An 18,475-nucleotide genomic window follows, 5' to 3' on the forward strand; every position below is an offset into this window, starting at 1 on the left:
TGACGCCGCGGCAGGTCGGTGACACCGCGGCTCGGTTCAGTACCGCGGGCGGGCCAGGGAAACCGTGCCCCAGGACAGCGCGCACTCGACCGACGACCCCCATAGCCGGCGGGCAATTCCCGGCGAACTCGAAGAAGCTGCAGCCAAACGCGAAGAAGCCCTCCGACCGATCGGATATATCGCATATCTACTGTCTATGTGCGGACTGATCACGGAGACTACCTGCGTTTCATCCGGTCCGGCGATACGGCGATCTTCACCTCCGCCCAGTCATTGTCGGCCGATATACGCCGCGAGCCTGCCGTGGAGCCGTGTGTCGAGCCTGTCCCGCCGGCGAGACAAGCGGTGGCACATGGCCGTGCCACCGATTAAGTCAACGCTGGACTTGCCTTCGATGCCGCCGCACAGTAGGGCGCCTATGCGTGTCACTGATGTCGGCGCATTCTGGCACCGGTTCCATGCTGACCGATGAGGGGTGTGAGTGTTACGGATTTCAGTCTTTTCTACTTCGCCAATGACAGTGGAAACGCCGAGGGTGATCGGTATAAGCTGCTCATCGAAGGCGCTCTTTTCGCGGACGAGCACGGCTTCCAAGCCGTATGGACGCCGGAACGTCATTTCCATCACTACGGAGGCACTTATCCGAATCCGTCGGTGACCAGTGCGGCGATTGCCGCGATCACCAGACGCATCAAAATTCGGGCAGGTAGCGTTGTCGCACCCCTCCATCACCCCTTGCGGGTCGCCGAGGAATGGTCGGTGGTGGACAACATCTCGCACGGCCGCGTCGGTGTGTCCTTTGCCTCAGGTTGGCACGCCACTGATTTTGTGCTGAACCCGTCGGCCTACGCGGACCGCCGGACCGAGATGTACGAGCGGGTCGAGCAAGTACGGTCCCTGTGGCGTGGCGAGACCGTCGATCTCCCTGACGGGATGGGAAACCCGGCGAAGGTGCGGTCCTTTCCTCCGCCGGTACAGGAGGAATTGCCTGTCTGGATCACCAGTGTCGGTGACGTCGAGACCTTCCGGAGCGCGGGCCGTATAGGCGCTGGGTTGCTGACCCACCTGCTCGGCCAAAGCCCCGAGCTGTTGGCCGAGAAAATCTCCGAGTACCGGAAGGCTGCGGCCGAGGCGAGTCAGGGTGCATGGACGGGCCATGTCGTGGTCATGGTGCACACCTTCCTGGGTGAGGACAACGAGGCGGTCCGTGAGCTGGTCAGGCCGGCGCTGTCGGCCTACATGCGCAGCGCGCTCAATCTCATCCTGGCCTCGGACCCCGGCTCCAGCTCGGAGGATCCCGAAAACCTCGAAAACGACGAGGTCGATTTCCTGGTCGAGCGATCATTCGAGCACTACTTCGACAACATCGGCCTTCTCGGCTCGGTCGAAAAAGCAAAGGAAGTCGTCGCGCGACTCGCGGAGATCGGTGTGGATGAGATCGCCTGTCTCGTTGACTTCGGGCTTTCGACGGACGAGGTGATGTCGGGCTTGACGCACCTCCAGCGTCTGCGCGATGTCGCCGGCGGCAGCGGTACGTGAATGTCTGTGACTTTTCAGGAGGGTGTAGTGACCGATGACGAAAAGCGGCAGGACTTCCTCGATTACCTGGACTTCAAGGAAACCTTCGACGCCAAGGTCGCCGAGGTCGATCAGGTCGAAAAATTCGACACCTCATTCGGAGTCGAAACGAGCGCTCCCTTCGAGACCTGGGACATCGACGAGGCCGACGAGGCCGACCTGCTTCACAACTATCGGTACTCCCCGTCACCTGCCGGGACCATAAGGGAGGTGATATCGCGCGTTCCAGTCAAGTACGAGGAGGCGACGTTCATCGATTTCGGCTCAGGAAAAGGTCGCGCACTGCTGGTCGCTTCGGAGTTTCCGTTCAAGAGGATCATCGGAGTCGAGCATTCCAGGCATCTCTGCGAGATTGCCGCGCAAAATGTACAGCGGTACGACTCCAAGTCCAAGAAGTGCAGTGCCATCGAGATATGTCACCAGGACGCCACCGAGTTCGAGATCCCGGACGGTGCGGGAGTGTTCTACTTCTACGAGCCCTTCAGTCCAGCTGTGGCGGAGCAGGTCCTGGAAAACATCGAGCGCTCCATCAGCCGTGTCCCCCGAGCAGCCATTGTCTGTCTAGTCGGGCGGGCGCTTGTTCCCACCGTCGAAGGCCGAGAGGTGTGGGTGCCCTACGGACCCGAGGTGCCATCACCGAATGCCCACTACTTCGACGCGCGACTTTTCGCAGTCCAAGCTGGTGGGGGCACCGGCGGCTGATCCTGGGTACTCAGCGGGCGGAACCGGGGCCTTCCGAGTGCGAGTTCTTCGCAGGGGCCTGCCGATCAATAACTCTTCGGTTTTCGTGGGCTGTTGGTTCGTAGACTGCGGGGGTGTCGGAGGGGACGAAGGCAGAGGAGCTGGTGGATGCGTTCGGGCTGTTGCTGCCGCATCTCGATGAGCGCCAGCAGCGCCTGACGCTGGGCGCCGCGGCCCGCGTTCGGGGACAAGCCCCCCGCCTGGCTGCGGCACCCCAGCCTCGCCGGACTCGAGCCCGCCGCCTTTGACGATCTCGCCGTCCGCTACCGAGCCTGGCGGGTGCCGAGTACCCGCCGATCTTCCTGTCCGGGAAACGCCCCGACGGCGGCCCCGGCGCCGACGGCAGACGGCTCTCCGTCTCCGACCAGCTTGTTGTCTTCCAGAGGCGCTGGTCCATGACGAACGCCGTTCTCGCTGAGGCGACCAGCCTGGCCAAGAGCAGAATCGGCGCGACCCTCCAGGAGGTCACCCCCGTGCTCACCGCGCTCGGGCACAAATCCCGGCCGGCGCCCTCACCGTGACCACGGCACAACAACTCGCCGCGATCGCCGGGCACGACCCCACCCTCCCGCAATCCCCACCAAGATCGACGAGTTATTGATCGGCAGGCCCCTGGAGTTCTGCGGCGATGAGGGAGAGCACTTCCGCCCGCTGGTCGAGCAGGTAGAGATGGCCTCCCTCGAAGACGCGTACAGAGTCGGCGGCACTGCAGTGCCGCCGCCATGCGGACACCTCGTCCACCCGGACCTCGGCGTCGTCGCCGGCGGCGAGCAGGCAGGTCGGTATGTCCAACGGCAGTTCGTCCCGGTACTGGTAGTTCTCGCACGCCGCGAAGTCGGCACGCAGCGCGGGAGCCAGCCACAGCAGCACATCGCGGTCGCGCACAGCCGAGACCGAGGGGCCGGCGATCTCGTTCAGCCGATGCAGCAGGGCCTCGTCGCCCAGAACACTCGCGGCCGGGCGCCAGGGGGTGAGGTCGGGTGAACGCATCCCGGAAAGGAACAGCTGGGCAGGGGCCGGTCCGCCCGTGGCTCGAAACGCGCGGGTCAGTTCGAAGGCCACCAGAGCCCCCATGCTGTGGCCGAAGAACGCGAACGGTCGGTCCAGCAGCGGTTCCACAGCACCCCGCAGGACGTCGACCATCGAGGTGATGGAGGGCAGCGGAGGTTCCTCGGCCCGGTCCTCGCGTCCGGGGAGCTGAACGGCCCACACTTCGGCAGCCATGTCAGGGGGCAACTTCCAGGAGCTGTATCCGAGCGCCCCGGCCCCGGCCCACGGAAGACAGAACAGCCGCATGGCAGGGTCCGGATGAGGGGAACGGCAGCGCAGCAAGCTCTCCACGGTGGCGGTCATCGGCCGTCACCTTTCTCTGTGCTGTCGTCGACGGCAACCAGCTGAACCGCCATGTCCCCGAGCGAATCGGCTTCAAAAATCGCTCGGACGCTCAACTCGCAGCCCAAGGCGGTGCGCACTCGACCGATGACCTGCATGGCGAGCAGCGAGTTTCCGCCGAGTACCCAAAAATTGTCGTCAGGGCTGGCCTGCGGTACTCCGACCACCTCAGCCACGATCTCGCACAGACGCTGTTCCCGGGAGATGTCGAGCAGCGTCGTCCCCTGGCCGGCCTCCAGCAGGGTGCCCGACGACTCGATGCCCGACAGCGCCCTGCGATCCAGCTTGCCGTTGAAGGCGACCGGGAACTCTTCAAGGACCTCTACCCGGTCGGGCAACAGTGCGGAGGGCAGCTTGCCACGAAGGAATTCCCGTACGGCGGAGTACGTCAGCCCGTCCCGGCCTCCGTCGCCCGGCACGACATACGCCACCAGTTGAGCCATGCCCGTGCCTGGGTCGGTCGCGATGACGGCGGCGCCGGCGATGGCGGGATGGCTGTCGAGCAGAGCCTCCAGCTCACCCGGCGCGACGCGCAGACCTCGGACCGTCACCTGGTCGGCGAGACGGCCCCAGAACTCCAACTGCCCATCAGGACGCAGTCGGCCCTTGTCACCGGTGAGGTACATGCGCTGTCCGGGGACACGGCTGAACGGGTCGGCTATGAACCGTTCACTGGTGTACGCGGGCTCTCCCGCGTAGCCCTGGGCCACACCGAGCCCACCGATGCAGATCTCTCCGACGAACGTGGGCGGCAGCAAGTGCAGTTGGTCGTTGACGATGTAGATCTGAGCCGCGCCCACCGCGCGCCCGGCCACCTGGTGTGCGTGTTCGCCGATCTCGGCCCTGGCCGAATCGGCAGTGCACTCGGTCAGGCCGTACGTGTTGAACGCGAGGAGTCCAGGCTGGTCGTGCAGACGCCGCCACAGCCGGTCCGACACGCTCTCGCCACCGATGACGACCATCTTCGGCGGGTACGGAAGGGTCAGGAGACCAGCGTCGACCAAGCTCTCCATCTGTCTGCTGGTGCAGTTGAACACGTCAATCGATGATTCAGGATCCGACCCTCGGGCAAGGAGCCGGAGCGGATCCGTCCTCTCCTCTTCGTCGATCAACAGCAGCCGGTGCCCCAAGGCGATCATGCCGAGGCACTGGTTGATGAACACGTCGGACGTCACGGAACTCAGCGCGCCGACATTCACCTGGCGCCCTTCGGACAGCCGTGCGTACATCGGCGCCAGTTGGGTGGTGGCGAGAGCGACGAGGCTCGCCTGATCGATGACCACGCCCTTTGGCTGTCCCGTGGAACCTGCTGTGAAAAGTATGCAGGCCGGAGCAGTCGCCGGGCGACGAGCGGCATCGACCGCGTGCGTGGAATCGCCCCCGACCGTCGTCGCCGCATCTGCGAGGAGCGCGGCCGCTGAGACCGTCTCCACCTCGGCGAAGCGTTCGTCCGAGACGACCAGGGCGATGCCGGCCTCCTCAAGGAGCTGGCGGCGGGCCTCGTCCTGCTGTGGATCCAGCAGGAGAAAGGCGCCGCCCGCACCCCAGGTGGCGAGCATCGCGACGATCAGATCGCTGCGCCTGGCCAGGCAGATCCCCACCATGGTGCCGGACCGTACGCCGCGGGCGCGTAATGCCGTGGCCATCGTCCGGGCCCGACCGGCCAGTTCGGCGAAGGTGAGCCGTTCCCCATCCGCAACGACTGCTTCCCGTTCAGGAACAGCTGCGGCCGTCAATTCGAAGAGGTCCCATGCGGATGTGCATTCCGCGGGGGCACGGCCGTCCTGCGTATCACCACTCGCGCCGAGCGCCAGCGTTTCGTCCAGGGAAATTTGGTCGAGGACCGGGATGCTCCCGAGCGGGACATCGGGTGCCCGGCTGAGTGACTGCAGCAGGTTTCCGTAGGCATCGGCAAACCTCTGCATGGCTGCCTCGGAAAACCGCTGACGACTGTATTCGATGGTGAGTGAGGTTTCGTGCGCCAGTCGTTGTATGTCCAGACGCAGGTCAAACTCGATGCGCGACAACTCCATGGGGTCTGGCATGGGCGTCACCTGGAGGCCGTCAAGTGCCCAGGTATCGCTCGGGTCCAGAGTGCCGTAGCCGATAGCGGCCTGGAAGAGGGGATTGCGATCGGCGTCCCGGTGGGGGGCAATGTCCTCTACGACTGCTTCGAACGGCACGTCCTGGTGGTCGAGCGCGTCCAGAACTGTTTCACTCACGTGGTCGAGAAACTGATCGAAGGTCAGTGTCGGTGCTACCGGGCAGCGCAGTACCACCGTGTTGGCGAAGAATCCGATCGTTCTGAAGAAGTGCGAGTCCGGTCGGCTGAGTACCGGAGTGCCCACTGCTATATCGCTCGATCTCGCCCAGCGCTGCAACAGAATGAAATACACTGCGAGCATTCCCATGAACGGAGTGATCGAGCGATCTTTGCAGAATTCTTCGAATTCCGCTACCACATTCTCTGGAACGGCGACCGGGATCCGGGACCCGACGATCACGCCCGGGTCTTCCCTGCTGTCCTCGGGCAGCCGGGGCGACTGGATACCGTCCAGTTGGCCACGCCAGTAGTCCAGGCCGGCAGGATCCACCCCGGAGGCATTCTCCGCCAGACAGAAATCCGCGTACTGAACGGCCGGCGCCGCGACAGCAAGCGCGCTTGCGTCAGCGTAAGTGAGGCGTAGTTCTTCGGCGAAGACCTGTGCGGAAATTTCGTCGATAATGATGTGATGAAACACGAGGATTATCAGGTGCAGCCGGGATGACACCCGTATCGCGCTTGCTTTCCAGAGCGGCCCTGATGAAATGTCGAAGGAAATGTCAAGCAGTCTCCTGGCCTCATCCTCCGCCCAGTCGCGGCGCTTGCTGTGCGAGTCCCCCTCGGCTTCTACGATGTCGAGCAACGAAGACTTGGCAACGTCCCCGTTCGCATCGTGCACGACCTGGAGAACTTCACCGTCGCGTTCCAGGAATGTGGTGCGCAGTGTCTCATGTCTGCCGCGCAGCACCTGTAGGGCGCACTCAAGCCTGCTTATGTCGAGATCCCCGTCGCCGGTGAGGGCGGTCCCCCAGGTATCAGCCGAACTGGCTGGTCGCACGATTGAGGAGAAATACATTCTCCGCTGTGCGGATGAGGCGCGAACCACACGCGAATGATGGTCGTCCTGCCCCTTCGCGTGATGCATCTGAGACATAGAAGTCCGCCAACCAATCAATCGTAACTTCAAGGGGAAACAGGGACCTTCTCTCCTGCTTGCACGTGCATACCCTGTGCGGCCCCATCAACCGTACCCACCAGGCAACATCCCATCCCGACCCGGGAAAGCCTAGCCATTTGGCCGCAGGCGTCAAAGGGGAGTTATCTATTACACTGCGGGACAGGGCCGAATCCTGTCTCGCCGGCTAGACAGGACGTGGTTATAGTGGTGGGCAACGTCACCTGAGCTGCGACCTCTGCGCCCCCACTCTCCATTTTCCTTCCTGGTGGCCCCGCAATGGGGCGCCCGGCCTCTGGAGTTGGCACGACTTTCTTCCCCTTGTCGAACGCATGGTCTTCTCCCCTACCTCGATGCGGTGCCCGATCCGCGTTCGCTGCGGGCAGGTGATACTCGCTGACAGCGATCTTGGTGATGTGTGCCTGCGCGGTAGTCTCCGGTGCGAGGAGCCTCGACGAGCTCGCCGAGTGGGGTACGCGGGCCTCGCACGTACTACTGGAGGCCATCGGTGTGCGCCGTCATCTGCTCGGCTGGCGGCGCGCACCCTCGCAGGCCACGATCGGCCGCGTCCTGGGGGCCGTTGAGGGCACGCCGCCCTCGGCTTCCACTCCCGGACCGCGGCGTGTCATCGCCGTGGACGGCAAGGCGCTCAAGGGCTCGGCCCGCCTGGACGCATCCCGCCGCCACCTGCTGTCCGCGGTCAGGCCGAAGTCGGCGTGAAGGCGAACGAAACCACCCACTTCCAGCCGCCGCTGGCACCACTGGACCTGACCGACACCTCCGTCACCTTCGGTCCTCTCAGAGAATCGAGCCTCCATTAGACCCGGAACTTGCGCCCGATCAGCCTGCGTACCCTTGCCGCGGTCCACACCTGGTCGTCCTTCCAGCCGTGCGCGGCAGTCGTAGCCGGAGGGGCCTCTGGAACGCAGTGCCTCGCGTCCGCCCGTCCTCCAGGACTCACCCGTAACTCCCGGGTGATGCACGGGACTTCCACGCCGTCCTCGAAGAGGTCAACGGCCCGCATCCGTACCTCTTCCCGGCGCCTGCGCTGCTCGGCGGTCAGCCCCCCCGTCCGGATACCGCAGGCCTTCGGCGTACCAGCCCGAACGGACCGCGTCACCGGTCCAGGGCGAGGCTCCGGGTCAGGGCCCCGTCTGTCGCCATTCCGTCACAGGACCGGGGTTTGTGTGGTCCACAGGGGTGACCCAAAAGGCTTTGCCCAGCTCAGCGCTGAACTGGGCGCCTGTCCGGCCGTCCCCGGACGAGCGTCCCGTCAGCCGGCGTCCGATCCACGGCAGCAGGTACTGCCGGGCGAAGCGGGCGTCCTCGACGCGGCGGACGCCCCAGCCGGGAGGCGCCGTGGCCGGCACCGGCGTACGCCACTCCGGGTCCTCGGCCTGGTACCCGAGGGTCTGCCAGACCGCCTCCGCGACCCGCCGGTGGCCCTCGCCCGTCAGGTGCAGCCGGTCCACGTCCCACAGCCGGGGGTCGCCGAGCGAGGGGGCTCCGTAGAGATCGACCACGAGGGCGCCGTGCCGGGCCGCGAGATCGTCGACGCAGGTGAACAGCTCCTCCATGCGCGGCCGGAAACGCGCCAGGACCGGGCCCTGGCGACCGGGGCTGCGCATCAGCACCAGCTGCTTGCACGCGGGCGCCAACTGCTCCACGGCCTCCTCCAGGAGCCCGCGGACCCGCCCCATGTCGCACTTGGGGCGGAGCGTGTCGTTGAGCCCGCCCACCAGGGTGATCACGTCGGGCCGCATGGCCGCCGCGACGGGCACCTGCTCGGCGGTGATCTGCGCGATCAGCTTGCCGCGCACGGCGAGGTTCGCGTACCGGAAGCCGGGCGTGCGGGCGGCCATCCGGGCTGCGAGGAGGTCGGCCCAGCCGCGGTAGGAGCCGTCCGGCAGCCGGTCCGACATGCCCTCGGTGAAGGAGTCGCCGACCGCGACCAGGCTGGTGTATGAGGCGTTCGTCTGCATGGCGTCAGAGATGATAGCCCGTTCACATACCCGGCGGTCGGTCGGCCTCCTTACTCACAGATGTCCACGATGTCCACGGATTCTCAGACAGGCTGCCCGAACAGCTCCCGCAGCACGTCCTCCATGGTCACCACGCCCGCGAGCCGCTCGTCCTCGCCCTGTACCGCGGCCAGGTGCGTACGGCTGCGCCGCATCGCCGTGAGGACGTCGTCCAGGGGAGTGTCCGCCCGTACGCTCGCGATGGACCGCATGTCCCGCACCTGGAAGGGAAGATCCCGCGGGGCCGCGTCCAGCGCGTCCTTGACGTGCAGATAGCCGACGATCCGGCGCCCCTCGTCCACCACCGGGAAGCGCGAGAAGCCCGACTCGGCCGACAGCCGTTCCAGAGCCTCCGGAGTGACCCCCACGCGCGCGTAGACGACGCGTTCCAGCGGGAGCACGACATCGCGCACAGGCCTGCGGCCCAGTTCCAGGGCGTCGTGCAGCCGTTCCCTCGCCCGGTCGTCGATGAGTCCCGCCTCGCCGGAGTCCCGGACCAGCCGGGCCAGTTCGGCGTCGGAGAAGGTCGCCGTGACCTCGTCCTTGACCTCGACGCGCAGCAACTTCAGGAGCGTGTTCGCGAAGGCGTTGATCGTGAAGATCACGGGTCGCAGCGCCCGCGCCAGGGCCACCAGGGGCGGGCCCAGCAGCAGCGCGGTGCGCACCGGCTCCGCGAGCGCGATGTTCTTCGGCACCATCTCGCCGAGCAGCATGTGCAGATAGGTCGCCAGGGCGAGGGCGATCACGAAGGACACCGCGTGGCCCGCGCCCTCGGGGACGCCCACCGCGTGGAACACCGGTTCCAGAAGATGCGCGATCGCCGGTTCCGCGACCACACCCAGGATCAGCGTGCACAGGGTGATGCCGAGCTGGGCGGCAGCCATCAGCGCGGACACGTGCTCAAGGCCCCACAGCACGCTCTTCGCCCGCCGGTCGCCGTCCGCACGGTCCCCTTCGGCGCCTCCCGCGCTTCCCTCGACATACTGCTCGATCTGGCTGCGGCGTACGGAGATCAGTGCGAACTCGGCGCCCACGAAGAAGGCGTTGACGACCAGTGTCGCCAGCCCGATCAGCAGTTGGATGGTGGTCACTTCGCCTCCCCTTCCTTGTCTTCCTCGGAGTCCTTGTCCGTATGCGGCGCGTGCAGCAGGACGCGTGCGGCCCTGCGGCCCGACGCGTCCAGCACGTCCAGGCGCCAGTCGGCCACCTCGACGGTGTCACCGGCCCGCGGAATACGGCCCAGCTCGGTCGCGACCAGGCCCGCGAGCGTCTCGTACGGTCCCTCGGGCGCCCGCAGGCCGACGCGGGCGAGCTGGTCGGTGCGGGCGGCGCCGTCCGCGGAGTAGAGGGCGCGGCCCTCGTCGTCCATGCCGGCCGGGGCGAGGTCGGACGTCTCGTGCGGGTCGTGCTCGTCCCGCACCTCGCCGACGACCTCCTCGACGATGTCCTCCAGCGTGGCCACGCCCGCCGTACCGCCGTACTCGTCGATGACGACGGCCATCGTGCGCTTGCCGGACAGCCGGTCGAGGAGCCGGTCGACGGTCAGTGACTCGGGGACGAGCAGCGGCTCGCGCATCAGTTCGGAGACCCGCACCCGGGGGCGGCGCTCCGCGGGCACCGCGAGGCAGTCCTTGATGTGCGCGACCCCGACGACCGAGTCGAGGTTGCCGTGGTAGACGGGGAACCGGGACAGCCCGGTCGCGCGCGTCGCGTTCGCCACGTCCTCGCAGGTCGCCTGGGCGTCGAGGGCCACGACCTGGACGCGCGGTGTCATCACGTTCTCCGCGGTCAGGTCGGCGAGGTTCAGGGTCCGTACGAACAGTTCCGCGGTGTCGGGCTCCAGGGCACCCGCCTTGGCGGAGTGCCGGGCCAGCGCCGCCAGTTCCTGGGGGCCGCGCGCGGAGGCCAGCTCCTCGGCGGGCTCCAGGCCGAAACGGCGCACGATGTGGTTCGCCGTGTTGTTGAGGTGCGAGATGAACGGCCGGAACACGGCACTGAACCAGCGCTGCGGTGTCGCCACCCGCTTGGCCACGGCCAGCGGTGAGGAGATCGCCCAGTTCTTGGGCACCAGTTCGCCGACGACCATCAGGAAGACGGTCGACAGCCCCGTACCGATCACCAGGGCGAGCGAGGAGGACGCGGAGGCGGAGACGCCGAGCGACTCCAGCGGGCCCGCGATCAGCGCGGCGATCGACGGCTCGGAGAGCATGCCGACGACCAGGTTGGTGACCGTGATCCCGAGCTGCGCGCCGGAGAGCTGGAACGTCAGGTTCCGCACGGCCTTCAGGGCGCTCGCGGCACCCCGCTCGCCGCGCTCCACCGCGCGCTCCAGCTCGCTGCGCTCGACCGTGGTCAGTGAGAACTCCGCCGCGACGAAGGCACCGCAGGCGAGGGAGAGCAGGATCGCCACCAGGAGAAGGAGCACTTCTGTCATCGGTTCACCTCCGTCCCATGATCGGGCAGGGTCGGGGGGATCGCTCGATGGCCAGTGCTACTGGGAGGCTCGCCCATGGGCGGACGCTCACACCTTTCCTTGGAGAAGTAAATCGTCCGCCAATGGTAAAGGACGCGCAAAGCGGCTCAGTCGGTGAGGGGCTTCACCCAGCGACGCCACTGCTCCTCGGGCCCGTACCCGGCCGCCCGCCACGCCTGCTGCCCGCTCTCGTTGCGCTCCAGCACCATCGCGTCCGCGCGCCGCCCGCCCAACCGGACGAACCGCTCCTCGGCGGCGGCCAGCAGCGCCGAGCCGACGCCCTGCCGACGCCGCTCCGGATGCACCGCGAGCCGGTAGAGATGGCAGCGCCAGCCGTCGAAGCCGGCTATGACGGTTCCGATGAGCAGATCGTCGCGCAGGGCGAGGAGCAGGGCTTCGGGATCCCGTGTGATGAGCCGGGCGACACCGTCGTGGTCGTCGCTGATGCTCGTACCTTCGGCGGCGTCGCGCCAGAACCGCAGCACGGTGTCGATGTCCGGGAGGGTGGCAGGGCGGATGTCGAGATCACTCATGGGGTGAGTCAAGCAGTGCGCTTGCCTGTGTGGCGAACGACTTGTGGCTGCCGGGGAACCGGCGGACCCACGCGTACATGGCTCAACAGGAGGTCGACGAAAAGGACTTCGGTGCAAGGGAGAGCCCCTCCGAGGAGGGGACGCTCCTCGGAGGGGCTCTTGGTGTCAGCCGGTGTGCAGGTGTCGGCCTGCGGCTACCGGGCCGTCCAGCCGAAGCGGACGCCGGCCGACGGGAGGCCGCCCGTGCCGGGCTGGTAGGTGGTGATCGCGGTCGGTGTGGCGCCGGCGGTCACGTTGGCCATCGGCAGTGCGTACAGCGCGCCGTAGGTGCTCGGGCCGTTCGGCATGCCGACGTACAGGTTGGTGCCGGTGAAGTGGAGGCTGCGGCCGAGGTACTGGTTGGCGCCGGGGATGCCCGGGATGCCGAAGCCGTCGCCCGGCTTCATCCACCTGTCGTTGGCGCCGGGAAGGCCCAGCAGGGAGAAGGTGTGGATCACACCCGCGTTCGACGCCGCGTCGACGGTCTCCTGGGGGACGCCCACGGCCAGCTTCATCGTCGCCGTGGTGCTCACCTCGCGCGGTGCGGTGTTGACGGCGGTCACGGTCCAGCCGAAGTAGTCGTTGGCTGCCGAGGTGCCGGTGATGTCGTCGCTGCCGGTGCCCTGGAGGTAGGAGTTGAGCTGGGTGAAGGTGCCCGAGGCGGGGATGCGGAAGGTGAGCACGGCGCCGGCGTCGGCTTTGGCGGCACCGTCGATGGTCAGGTCCTCACCCCAGATGCCGACCGCGAGAACCGACTCGGTGGCGGCCGCCGCGCCCGAGGGACGGTACGGGGCCATGGACAGGGCGGAGCCGAACTGGTCGCCCGCATCGGAGCTGCCGGAGATGGTGTCGAGGTCCTGGTCGAGCCCGAAGCGCGGGGTGGGCCTGCCCTCGGAGTTGAGGGTGTGGGCGAAGACGGTCACCATGCCGGCGCCCGCGTCGCTGCCGACGGCTTCGCCCGGGGAGCCGACGGCGAAGTGGTTGCCGTCGGCCGCGATCACGCCGCCGAAGCCGTCGTTGGCCTCCGCGGTGTCCGGGACGTTCGTGCTGTCCTGGCCGATGCTCATGTTGGTGGTGCCGCGCAGGTAGTAGGCGGCGCCCGCCTTGGCGAGGGTGCCGAGGGACTCGCCGGGCACGCCGATGATCAGGTAGGGCTCGCCTGCGGCAGTGGTGCCGGCTGCGATGGCGTCGCCCATGCGGTCGCCGGCCTCGACGGTGGAGGTGCCGATGGCCCCGGAGCCCTTGCCCTCTTCGAAGTGGGTGTCCTTGGTGGCGCCGGTGCCGAGGCCGCCGGGAGCGCCGTGCAGGACGTCCACCATGCCCGCGTCGGCGACGGTGCCGATGTCGTCGCCGGCGGCGCCGACGACCAGGTCGGTGCAGCCGTCCTCGTCGTAGTCGACGGTGGCGATCTGCTCGCCGAACCAGTCGCCGGCCTCGGAACCGTCGGCCACCCAGTCGAGGTCCTGGTTGATCTCGGCGGTGCCCTTGCCACCGCCGTACACGACCCGTACGACGCCCGCGTTCGCGTCGCCGCCCACGGTGGCCTGGGGATCGCCGACGGCGATGTCCTCGACCCCGTCGCAGTTGAAGTCGGTGATGCGGACGGCGCCGGTCTTGGAGCTCACCCAGGAGGCGAGGTCGTCGACGCGGGTGACGATGCCGCCGGTGCGGGTCTCGGCCGCGTCGGTGCCGAAGCAGCCGCCCTGCCAGGACCGGCTGCTGAGGGCGGCCAGTTGGGGGGTGCCGGAGGTCGTGCGGACGAGGGGGCCGCCGGTGTCGCCCATGCAGGCGGCCGCGCCGTTCTTGCCGGTGACCGTGGCGGCGGTGGCGGTGGACGCATCGACGGAGAAGGCGCCGGTGTGCAGGTTCAGCGGGGCCCACTCGGTCGTACTGCGGCCGAACCCGGCCAGGGTGAGCTCCTCGCCGGCGGTGGGCGCCGCGGTGGCCAGGGCGACCGGGTTGACGCCTGTGACCGGGCGGTTGAGCCGGGCCAGCACGGCGTCGCGGTCGGTACGGGGGACCAGCTCGACGATCTCGCGGACGGCGCCGCCGGTGCCGGCGAGGTCGGAGCGGCCGATGGTCGCGGTGGTCTTCAGGGCCGGCTTCCCGGCGGGCACGGCGAGGCCGGCGACCGGGTCGGCGACGAAGCAGCTGGCGGCGGTCAGCAGCCACTCGCGGTCGACGAGGACGCCGGAGCAGCCGCGGTCGTGGTCGCCGACGATCACCTGTGCGGTGTAGGCGTAGGTGGTGTCGGTGGCGGACACGGCGGGACCGGTGACAGCCGACACGGGTGTGGGGCAGAGGGCGAGCGGGCCCGCGATCAGGGCCGTGGACAGTGCGGCAAGGCGCACACGTCTGGGGTGAGACATGACGTCATTCCTTGAGCTGAGGTCTGCCGGGCTGGACAGCCCAGGACAGAAAGAAGGGCAACGGGCGCGTCACGGGGGCTACTCGGTCACGTAGTCGTCGGCTCCAGGCAACGGGCCGGAACATATTCCGCGCACGGGTGTGAAGGCGACCGAAATCACTGCGCAGCCCCCCACTCCCGGCAATGAATAGGCCCTGCCCACTTGCCGGAAAGCTGCTTGAACGGCTCATGTAACCCCGCGTGCCCGAACCTGTCCACTTCGTGAACTCTCACAAATGGGACGAGCTCCGGGGAATTAGATATGAGGTCGGTCACACTTGCCGCAGGGGGTGTGCCTCCCTGTGGAAAGGGGGCGAATTGGCGGGCCCTTTACACCCCTGGAGGTTGCACCGTCCAGGGATTAAATCAGGCCAACCGGTCGGTTGAAATTGGCCATTAATGAGAAGACGAGCAAAAGAGTCGAGGGCATGATGGTGATCATGGTGGCAAAGGAAGGGCCGGCGGAGTGGGGCCTGCTGTGAGTTCACTGAAGGACGCGATCGCGTGGAGCGGCCCGGCGGTCGTCATTCTCTTCACGATCGGGCGACCCGACTCCCGCCTGGAGGCGGGTGAGTTCGAGCTCTCCGGCATGCGACCGGACCAGGTCAGGTTCTATGAGATGGTCTGCGAGCCCAAGGAGAGGGAAGCGACCGTCTGGGAGTACGACCTCACCTTCGAGGAGGGGCGCCTGGATGACCCCCATTTCCCGGGCTATCTGCGGGAGTGCCTGCGGAACGCGTCCGCGCACGCGGAGGGAATCGCGTGGCTGACGTTCGAGGGGGCCTTTCATTTCGACCATCTCTTCACGGATGACATCGCTGACCAGAACTACGGTTACTGCGTGACCGGGGACGAACCCGTGGTCGTCTGGGATCTCGAGATCATGAAGAGCGATCGATGGAAGCGTGAGATCAGGGAAGTGCGATCGGTCCTGGACCGTGATTTCCCGATGAGCTGAAAACGCCGGTGCCTCCCCACGGGATTTCCCGTCGGGAGGCACCGGCGTTTCGAGGCGAGCGGTCAGCCCCGGTCCAGAAGCGCCGCAAGGGCCTTCCGCAATTCCGCCCCGGGATCCGCCGCCGGCCCTTCGCTGCGCCAGGCGACAAAGCCGTCGGGGCGGACCAGCACCGCGCCGTCCGCGCCGACGCCGTGAACCTCCGCCCACTCCAGATCGCTCGCGGAGGACAGCTCGGCGTCGGACCCGCTGCCGATCCGGTACGAGTCGAGCGGCACGGACAGCTGCCGCGCCACGTCCGTCGCCGCGTCGTGCCAGCCGCCGGAGGTGCCCGCGGAGCTGAGGAGCACCAGCGAGCTCTCGTACAGGTCGAGCGTGGAGATCCGGGTGCCGGCGCGGTTCAGCCACATGTGGGGCGCCCGGCTCCCGGGCTCACCCGTCAGCCGCACACCGTCCGGCACGACCGGCACCGCGGGATCGGCGCCCAGGACCGCGCCCCGCGGATAGCGGTAGGCCAGCGCCACGTTGAGGATCCCGCCCTTCCTGCCCCCGGGGCCTCCAGGGCCTCCAGGGCCACCGGCTCCGGGACCGGGCGTGTACCCGGGGTGGCTGTGCTCGACCGACCGCGAGGAGGCGCGGGCGCTCGTCGCCTCCGCGACCGGGCGGCGCTCCAGGTCGTACGACGTCAGCAGACCAGGACCCGCCCAGCCGCCCAGCACGGCGGCCAGCTTCCAGGCGAGGTTGTGGGCGTCCTGGATACCGGTGTTGGAGCCGAACGCCCCGGTGGGGGACATCTCGTGGGCCGAGTCGCCGGCCAGGAACACCCTGCCGTGCGCGTACCGTTCGGCGACGCGCTCGGCGGCGTGCCAGGCGGCCCGGCCGGTGATCTCCACATCGAGATCCGGTACGCCGATGGCCCGCCGGATGTGTTCCCGGCACCGCTCGTCGGTGAACTCCTCCAGCGTCTCCCCGTGTTCGGGATGCCAGGGGGCGTGGAACACCCAGTGCTCCCGGTTGTCGACCGGCAGGAGGGCGCCGTCGGCGTCCGGGCTGGTCAGGTAGCAGACGATGAAGCGCCGGTCGCCGACCACGTCCGCGAGGCCGCGGGAGGTGAAGGTGATGCTCACGTTGTGGAACAGGTCGCCGGGGCCGTTCTGCCCGATGCCGAGCTGCTCGCGCACGGGGCTGCGCGGGCCGTCCGCCGCGACGAGGTAGTCGGCGCGGATTGTGGTGTGCCCGCCGGTCTCCCGGCTCTTGACCTGGGCGATCACCCCCTCGGGGCCTTGCTCGAACGACATCAGCTCCGTCGAGAACCGCAGATCTCCGCCCAGCGCCCGCGCGCTCTCCAGCAGGACCGGCTCCAGGTCGTTCTGGCTGCACAGGCACCATCCGCTGGGGCTGAACCGGGCGAGCCCGCCGCCGGGGTCGATCTCCTTGAACAGCCACTCGCCCACGTCGCCCACCAGCGTCGGCGTCTGGAGGATGCCGTGGTTGTCCGCCAGCACCGACGCGGCCTCCTCGATGCGCCGCTCGACCCCGGCCACCCGGAACAACTCCATGGTGCGCACGTTGTTCCCCCGCCCGCGTGGATGGATCGAGGTGCCGGAATGGCGCTCCACGAGAGTGTGCGGCACCCCGAGGCGTCCGAGGAACAGGGAGGTGGACAGGCCCACCAGGGAGCCGCCGACGATCAGGACGGGGGTGTGGTGACCGATCTCGCCGGCCTCTGCCGCTCGGTTCATTTCTTGCCTCCAGATGTCTCCTGCGAGGTGGGTCAGGGATCAGATGCACCTTGCCCGCCCGCGGACCGTTGCGCCCGCCCGGGGCACCCAGATGGCGCACCGTTCACCCGCCCGACCCCGCGGGGCTCGCGCGCAGCGGGACTCCCGTCAACGATCGGCTCATGGCGGCGCCGGCCTTCCGGACACGGCGGTCGCCCCCGCCTTCCATGACGAAGGACTTCCACGACGAAGAGGAGAGGTGCGCCGGATGACCAACTCGGGACGCATATCGCAGTCGGCGTTCGACGGTTCCAGGCTGCGGGTGATCCTGCTGCTCGACCTGTACGAAGGAGCCCAGCAGCAGTTCCTGGACGCGTACGAACACATGCGCAACCAGGTCGCGTCCGTGCCCGGTCACCTCAGTGACCAGCTCTGCCAGTCGATCGAGAACCCCTCGCAGTGGCTCATCACCAGCGAGTGGGAGAGCGCCCCGCCCTTCCTCGCCTGGGTGAACAGCGAGGAACACGTCGAGACCGTCCGGCCGATGCACAGCTGCGTCCGGGACACCCGGTCGATGCGCTACAGCATCCTCCGGGAGACGACCCCCAACGCCCCGCTCACCCCCAAGGCGGCGAAAGCGGGCATGCAGGTGGCCGCCCGCGTGGGCGACGGCGTCGCCCGCCACGCCCTCACGTTCACCGTCAAGCCGGGCTCCGAGTCGAAGGTCGCCGAGATCCTGGCCGGCTACACCTCGCCCGAGGCCCAGGTCGACGACACCACCCGGCTGCGCCGCACCTCCCTCTTCATGCACGGCAACAGGGTCGTACGGGCTGTCGAGGTCGAGGGCGACCTCCTCGTGGCACTGCGCCACGTCGCCCGCCAGCCCGAGGTGCGGGCGGTCGAGGAGGCCATCAACCCGTACCTGGAACAGGACCGGGACCTCAGCGACCCCGACTCGGCGCGGGTCTTCTTCACCCGGGCGGCGCTCCCGGCCGTCCACCACGTGGTCTCCGGCGAGAAGGCGCCCGCCGGGCTGCGGCGGCACGCGCTGTACTACCCGGCGAAGGAGGGCCGAGGGATGGACCTGGCCCGGCTGCTCGCCCACCAGGACGAGGCCGCGGCGGACGACCCGGGCAGCCCGGTGTACGGCAGCACCGTCTTCCAGCGCGATGACATCGTTGTCCGACTCGTCGACCTCACCAGTGAACTCGACGCCGACCCCATGTCCTCCCTCGGCCTCAAGGGGTCCGGGAAGGCAGCGGAGTTGGAGCGATTCCTCGACGGCGCCGCGATCGGTGTCGAGGGCTCCCTGGAGACGGACCGCAACATCAACCGCCTCCTGTCGCACGCCGACATGATGCCCGTCACCGACCGCAGCTCGGCGCGTTCCTGACGGA

Annotated in this window: 13 protein-coding genes and 1 pseudogene; 6 read left to right on the top strand and 8 right to left on the bottom strand. The window is 68.0% G+C overall.

Annotated features, from left to right (window positions below):
- Nucleotides 1–477: 477 nt before the first annotated feature.
- The 3 genes and pseudogenes from ACH4TV_RS31015 to ACH4TV_RS31025 all read left to right on the top strand — a co-directional run.
- Complete coding sequence (locus ACH4TV_RS31015) at nucleotides 478–1,539, top strand: MupA/Atu3671 family FMN-dependent luciferase-like monooxygenase (RefSeq protein ID WP_398403895.1); 1,062 nt, start codon at nucleotides 478–480, stop codon at nucleotides 1,537–1,539.
- 27 nt (nucleotides 1,540–1,566) lie between these two features.
- Nucleotides 1,567–2,280 carry a class I SAM-dependent methyltransferase gene (locus tag ACH4TV_RS31020; protein WP_398403897.1) on the top strand — a complete coding sequence of 238 codons (714 nt, stop codon included), beginning with the start codon at nucleotides 1,567–1,569 and terminating at the stop codon, nucleotides 2,278–2,280.
- A 222-nt stretch (nucleotides 2,281–2,502) separates the two neighbouring features.
- Nucleotides 2,503–2,920, top strand: a pseudogene (locus ACH4TV_RS31025) (ISAzo13 family transposase); the annotation flags it as partial.
- Here the strand turns inward: ACH4TV_RS31025 and ACH4TV_RS31030 are convergent.
- Nucleotides 2,914–3,672: a thioesterase II family protein gene (locus tag ACH4TV_RS31030; protein ID WP_398403899.1), complete on the bottom strand. Its 759-nt coding sequence runs from the start codon at nucleotides 3,670–3,672 to the stop codon at nucleotides 2,914–2,916. The pseudogene ACH4TV_RS31025 and the gene ACH4TV_RS31030 sit on opposite strands and share 7 nt — an antisense overlap.
- Entirely contained in the window at nucleotides 3,669–6,899 is a 3,231-nt protein-coding gene (locus tag ACH4TV_RS31035) for a condensation domain-containing protein (RefSeq protein WP_398403901.1), read from the bottom strand. Before ACH4TV_RS31035 ends, ACH4TV_RS31030 begins: the two co-directional genes overlap by 4 nt.
- 444 nt (nucleotides 6,900–7,343) lie before the next feature.
- On the opposite strand from ACH4TV_RS31035, the gene ACH4TV_RS31040 reads away from it, so the two are divergent.
- Nucleotides 7,344–7,649 carry a hypothetical protein gene (locus ACH4TV_RS31040; RefSeq protein ID WP_398404063.1) on the top strand — a complete coding sequence of 102 codons (306 nt, stop codon included), beginning with the start codon at nucleotides 7,344–7,346 and terminating at the stop codon, nucleotides 7,647–7,649.
- A 422-nt stretch (nucleotides 7,650–8,071) separates the two neighbouring features.
- On the opposite strand, the gene ACH4TV_RS31045 is transcribed toward ACH4TV_RS31040, so the two are convergent.
- The 5 genes from ACH4TV_RS31045 to ACH4TV_RS31065 all read right to left on the bottom strand — a co-directional run bounded on the left by ACH4TV_RS31045 (nucleotide 8,072) and on the right by ACH4TV_RS31065 (nucleotide 14,364).
- Entirely contained in the window at nucleotides 8,072–8,911 is an 840-nt protein-coding gene (locus ACH4TV_RS31045; protein WP_398403903.1) for an SGNH/GDSL hydrolase family protein, read from the bottom strand.
- A gap of 83 nt (nucleotides 8,912–8,994) precedes the next feature.
- Complete coding sequence (locus ACH4TV_RS31050) at nucleotides 8,995–10,041, bottom strand: hemolysin family protein (RefSeq protein WP_398403905.1); 1,047 nt, start codon at nucleotides 10,039–10,041, stop codon at nucleotides 8,995–8,997.
- Nucleotides 10,038–11,384, bottom strand: coding sequence for a hemolysin family protein (locus ACH4TV_RS31055; RefSeq protein WP_398403907.1), 1,347 nt, complete (start codon nucleotides 11,382–11,384; stop codon nucleotides 10,038–10,040). Before ACH4TV_RS31055 ends, ACH4TV_RS31050 begins: the two co-directional genes overlap by 4 nt.
- A 146-nt stretch (nucleotides 11,385–11,530) precedes the next feature.
- The gene (locus ACH4TV_RS31060) at nucleotides 11,531–11,956 is read right to left on the bottom strand and encodes a GNAT family N-acetyltransferase (protein WP_398403909.1); all 426 of its coding nucleotides are present in this window, start codon (nucleotides 11,954–11,956) and stop codon (nucleotides 11,531–11,533) included.
- A 194-nt stretch (nucleotides 11,957–12,150) separates the two neighbouring features.
- A complete protein-coding gene (locus ACH4TV_RS31065) occupies nucleotides 12,151–14,364 on the bottom strand; it encodes a trypsin-like serine protease (protein WP_398403911.1) in 2,214 nt (737 codons plus the stop codon).
- 516 nt (nucleotides 14,365–14,880) lie between these two features.
- Between ACH4TV_RS31065 and ACH4TV_RS31070 the strand changes: the two genes are divergently transcribed.
- Entirely contained in the window at nucleotides 14,881–15,360 is a 480-nt protein-coding gene (locus tag ACH4TV_RS31070; RefSeq protein ID WP_398403913.1) for a hypothetical protein, read from the top strand.
- A gap of 62 nt (nucleotides 15,361–15,422) precedes the next feature.
- On the opposite strand, the gene ACH4TV_RS31075 is transcribed toward ACH4TV_RS31070, so the two are convergent.
- Nucleotides 15,423–17,099: an FAD-dependent oxidoreductase gene (locus ACH4TV_RS31075; RefSeq protein WP_398403915.1), complete on the bottom strand. Its 1,677-nt coding sequence runs from the start codon at nucleotides 17,097–17,099 to the stop codon at nucleotides 15,423–15,425.
- A gap of 247 nt (nucleotides 17,100–17,346) precedes the next feature.
- Between ACH4TV_RS31075 and ACH4TV_RS31080 the strand changes: the two genes are divergently transcribed.
- A complete protein-coding gene (locus ACH4TV_RS31080) occupies nucleotides 17,347–18,471 on the top strand; it encodes a SchA/CurD-like domain-containing protein (protein WP_398403917.1) in 1,125 nt (374 codons plus the stop codon).
- Nucleotides 18,472–18,475: the final 4 nt, after the last annotated feature.

This window comes from Streptomyces sp. NPDC020898, assembly GCF_044333925.1.
Taxonomy (GTDB): Bacteria; Actinomycetota; Actinomycetes; order Streptomycetales; family Streptomycetaceae; genus Streptomyces.

Excerpts from the sequence above, each read along its gene's own strand:
- ACH4TV_RS31030 (WP_398403899.1), bottom strand. The coding sequence starts at position 3,672 with ATGACCGCCACCGTGGAGAGCTTGCTGCGCTGCCGTTCCCCTCATCCG.
- ACH4TV_RS31035 (WP_398403901.1), bottom strand. The coding sequence starts at position 6,899 with ATGCATCACGCGAAGGGGCAGGACGACCATCATTCGCGTGTGGTTCGC.
- ACH4TV_RS31040 (WP_398404063.1), top strand. The coding sequence starts at position 7,344 with ATGTGTGCCTGCGCGGTAGTCTCCGGTGCGAGGAGCCTCGACGAGCTC.
- ACH4TV_RS31045 (WP_398403903.1), bottom strand. The coding sequence starts at position 8,911 with ATGCAGACGAACGCCTCATACACCAGCCTGGTCGCGGTCGGCGACTCC.
- ACH4TV_RS31055 (WP_398403907.1), bottom strand. The coding sequence starts at position 11,384 with ATGACAGAAGTGCTCCTTCTCCTGGTGGCGATCCTGCTCTCCCTCGCC.
- ACH4TV_RS31060 (WP_398403909.1), bottom strand. The coding sequence starts at position 11,956 with ATGAGTGATCTCGACATCCGCCCTGCCACCCTCCCGGACATCGACACC.
- ACH4TV_RS31065 (WP_398403911.1), bottom strand. The coding sequence starts at position 14,364 with ATGTCTCACCCCAGACGTGTGCGCCTTGCCGCACTGTCCACGGCCCTG.
- ACH4TV_RS31075 (WP_398403915.1), bottom strand. The coding sequence starts at position 17,099 with ATGAACCGAGCGGCAGAGGCCGGCGAGATCGGTCACCACACCCCCGTC.
- ACH4TV_RS31080 (WP_398403917.1), top strand. The coding sequence starts at position 17,347 with ATGACCAACTCGGGACGCATATCGCAGTCGGCGTTCGACGGTTCCAGG.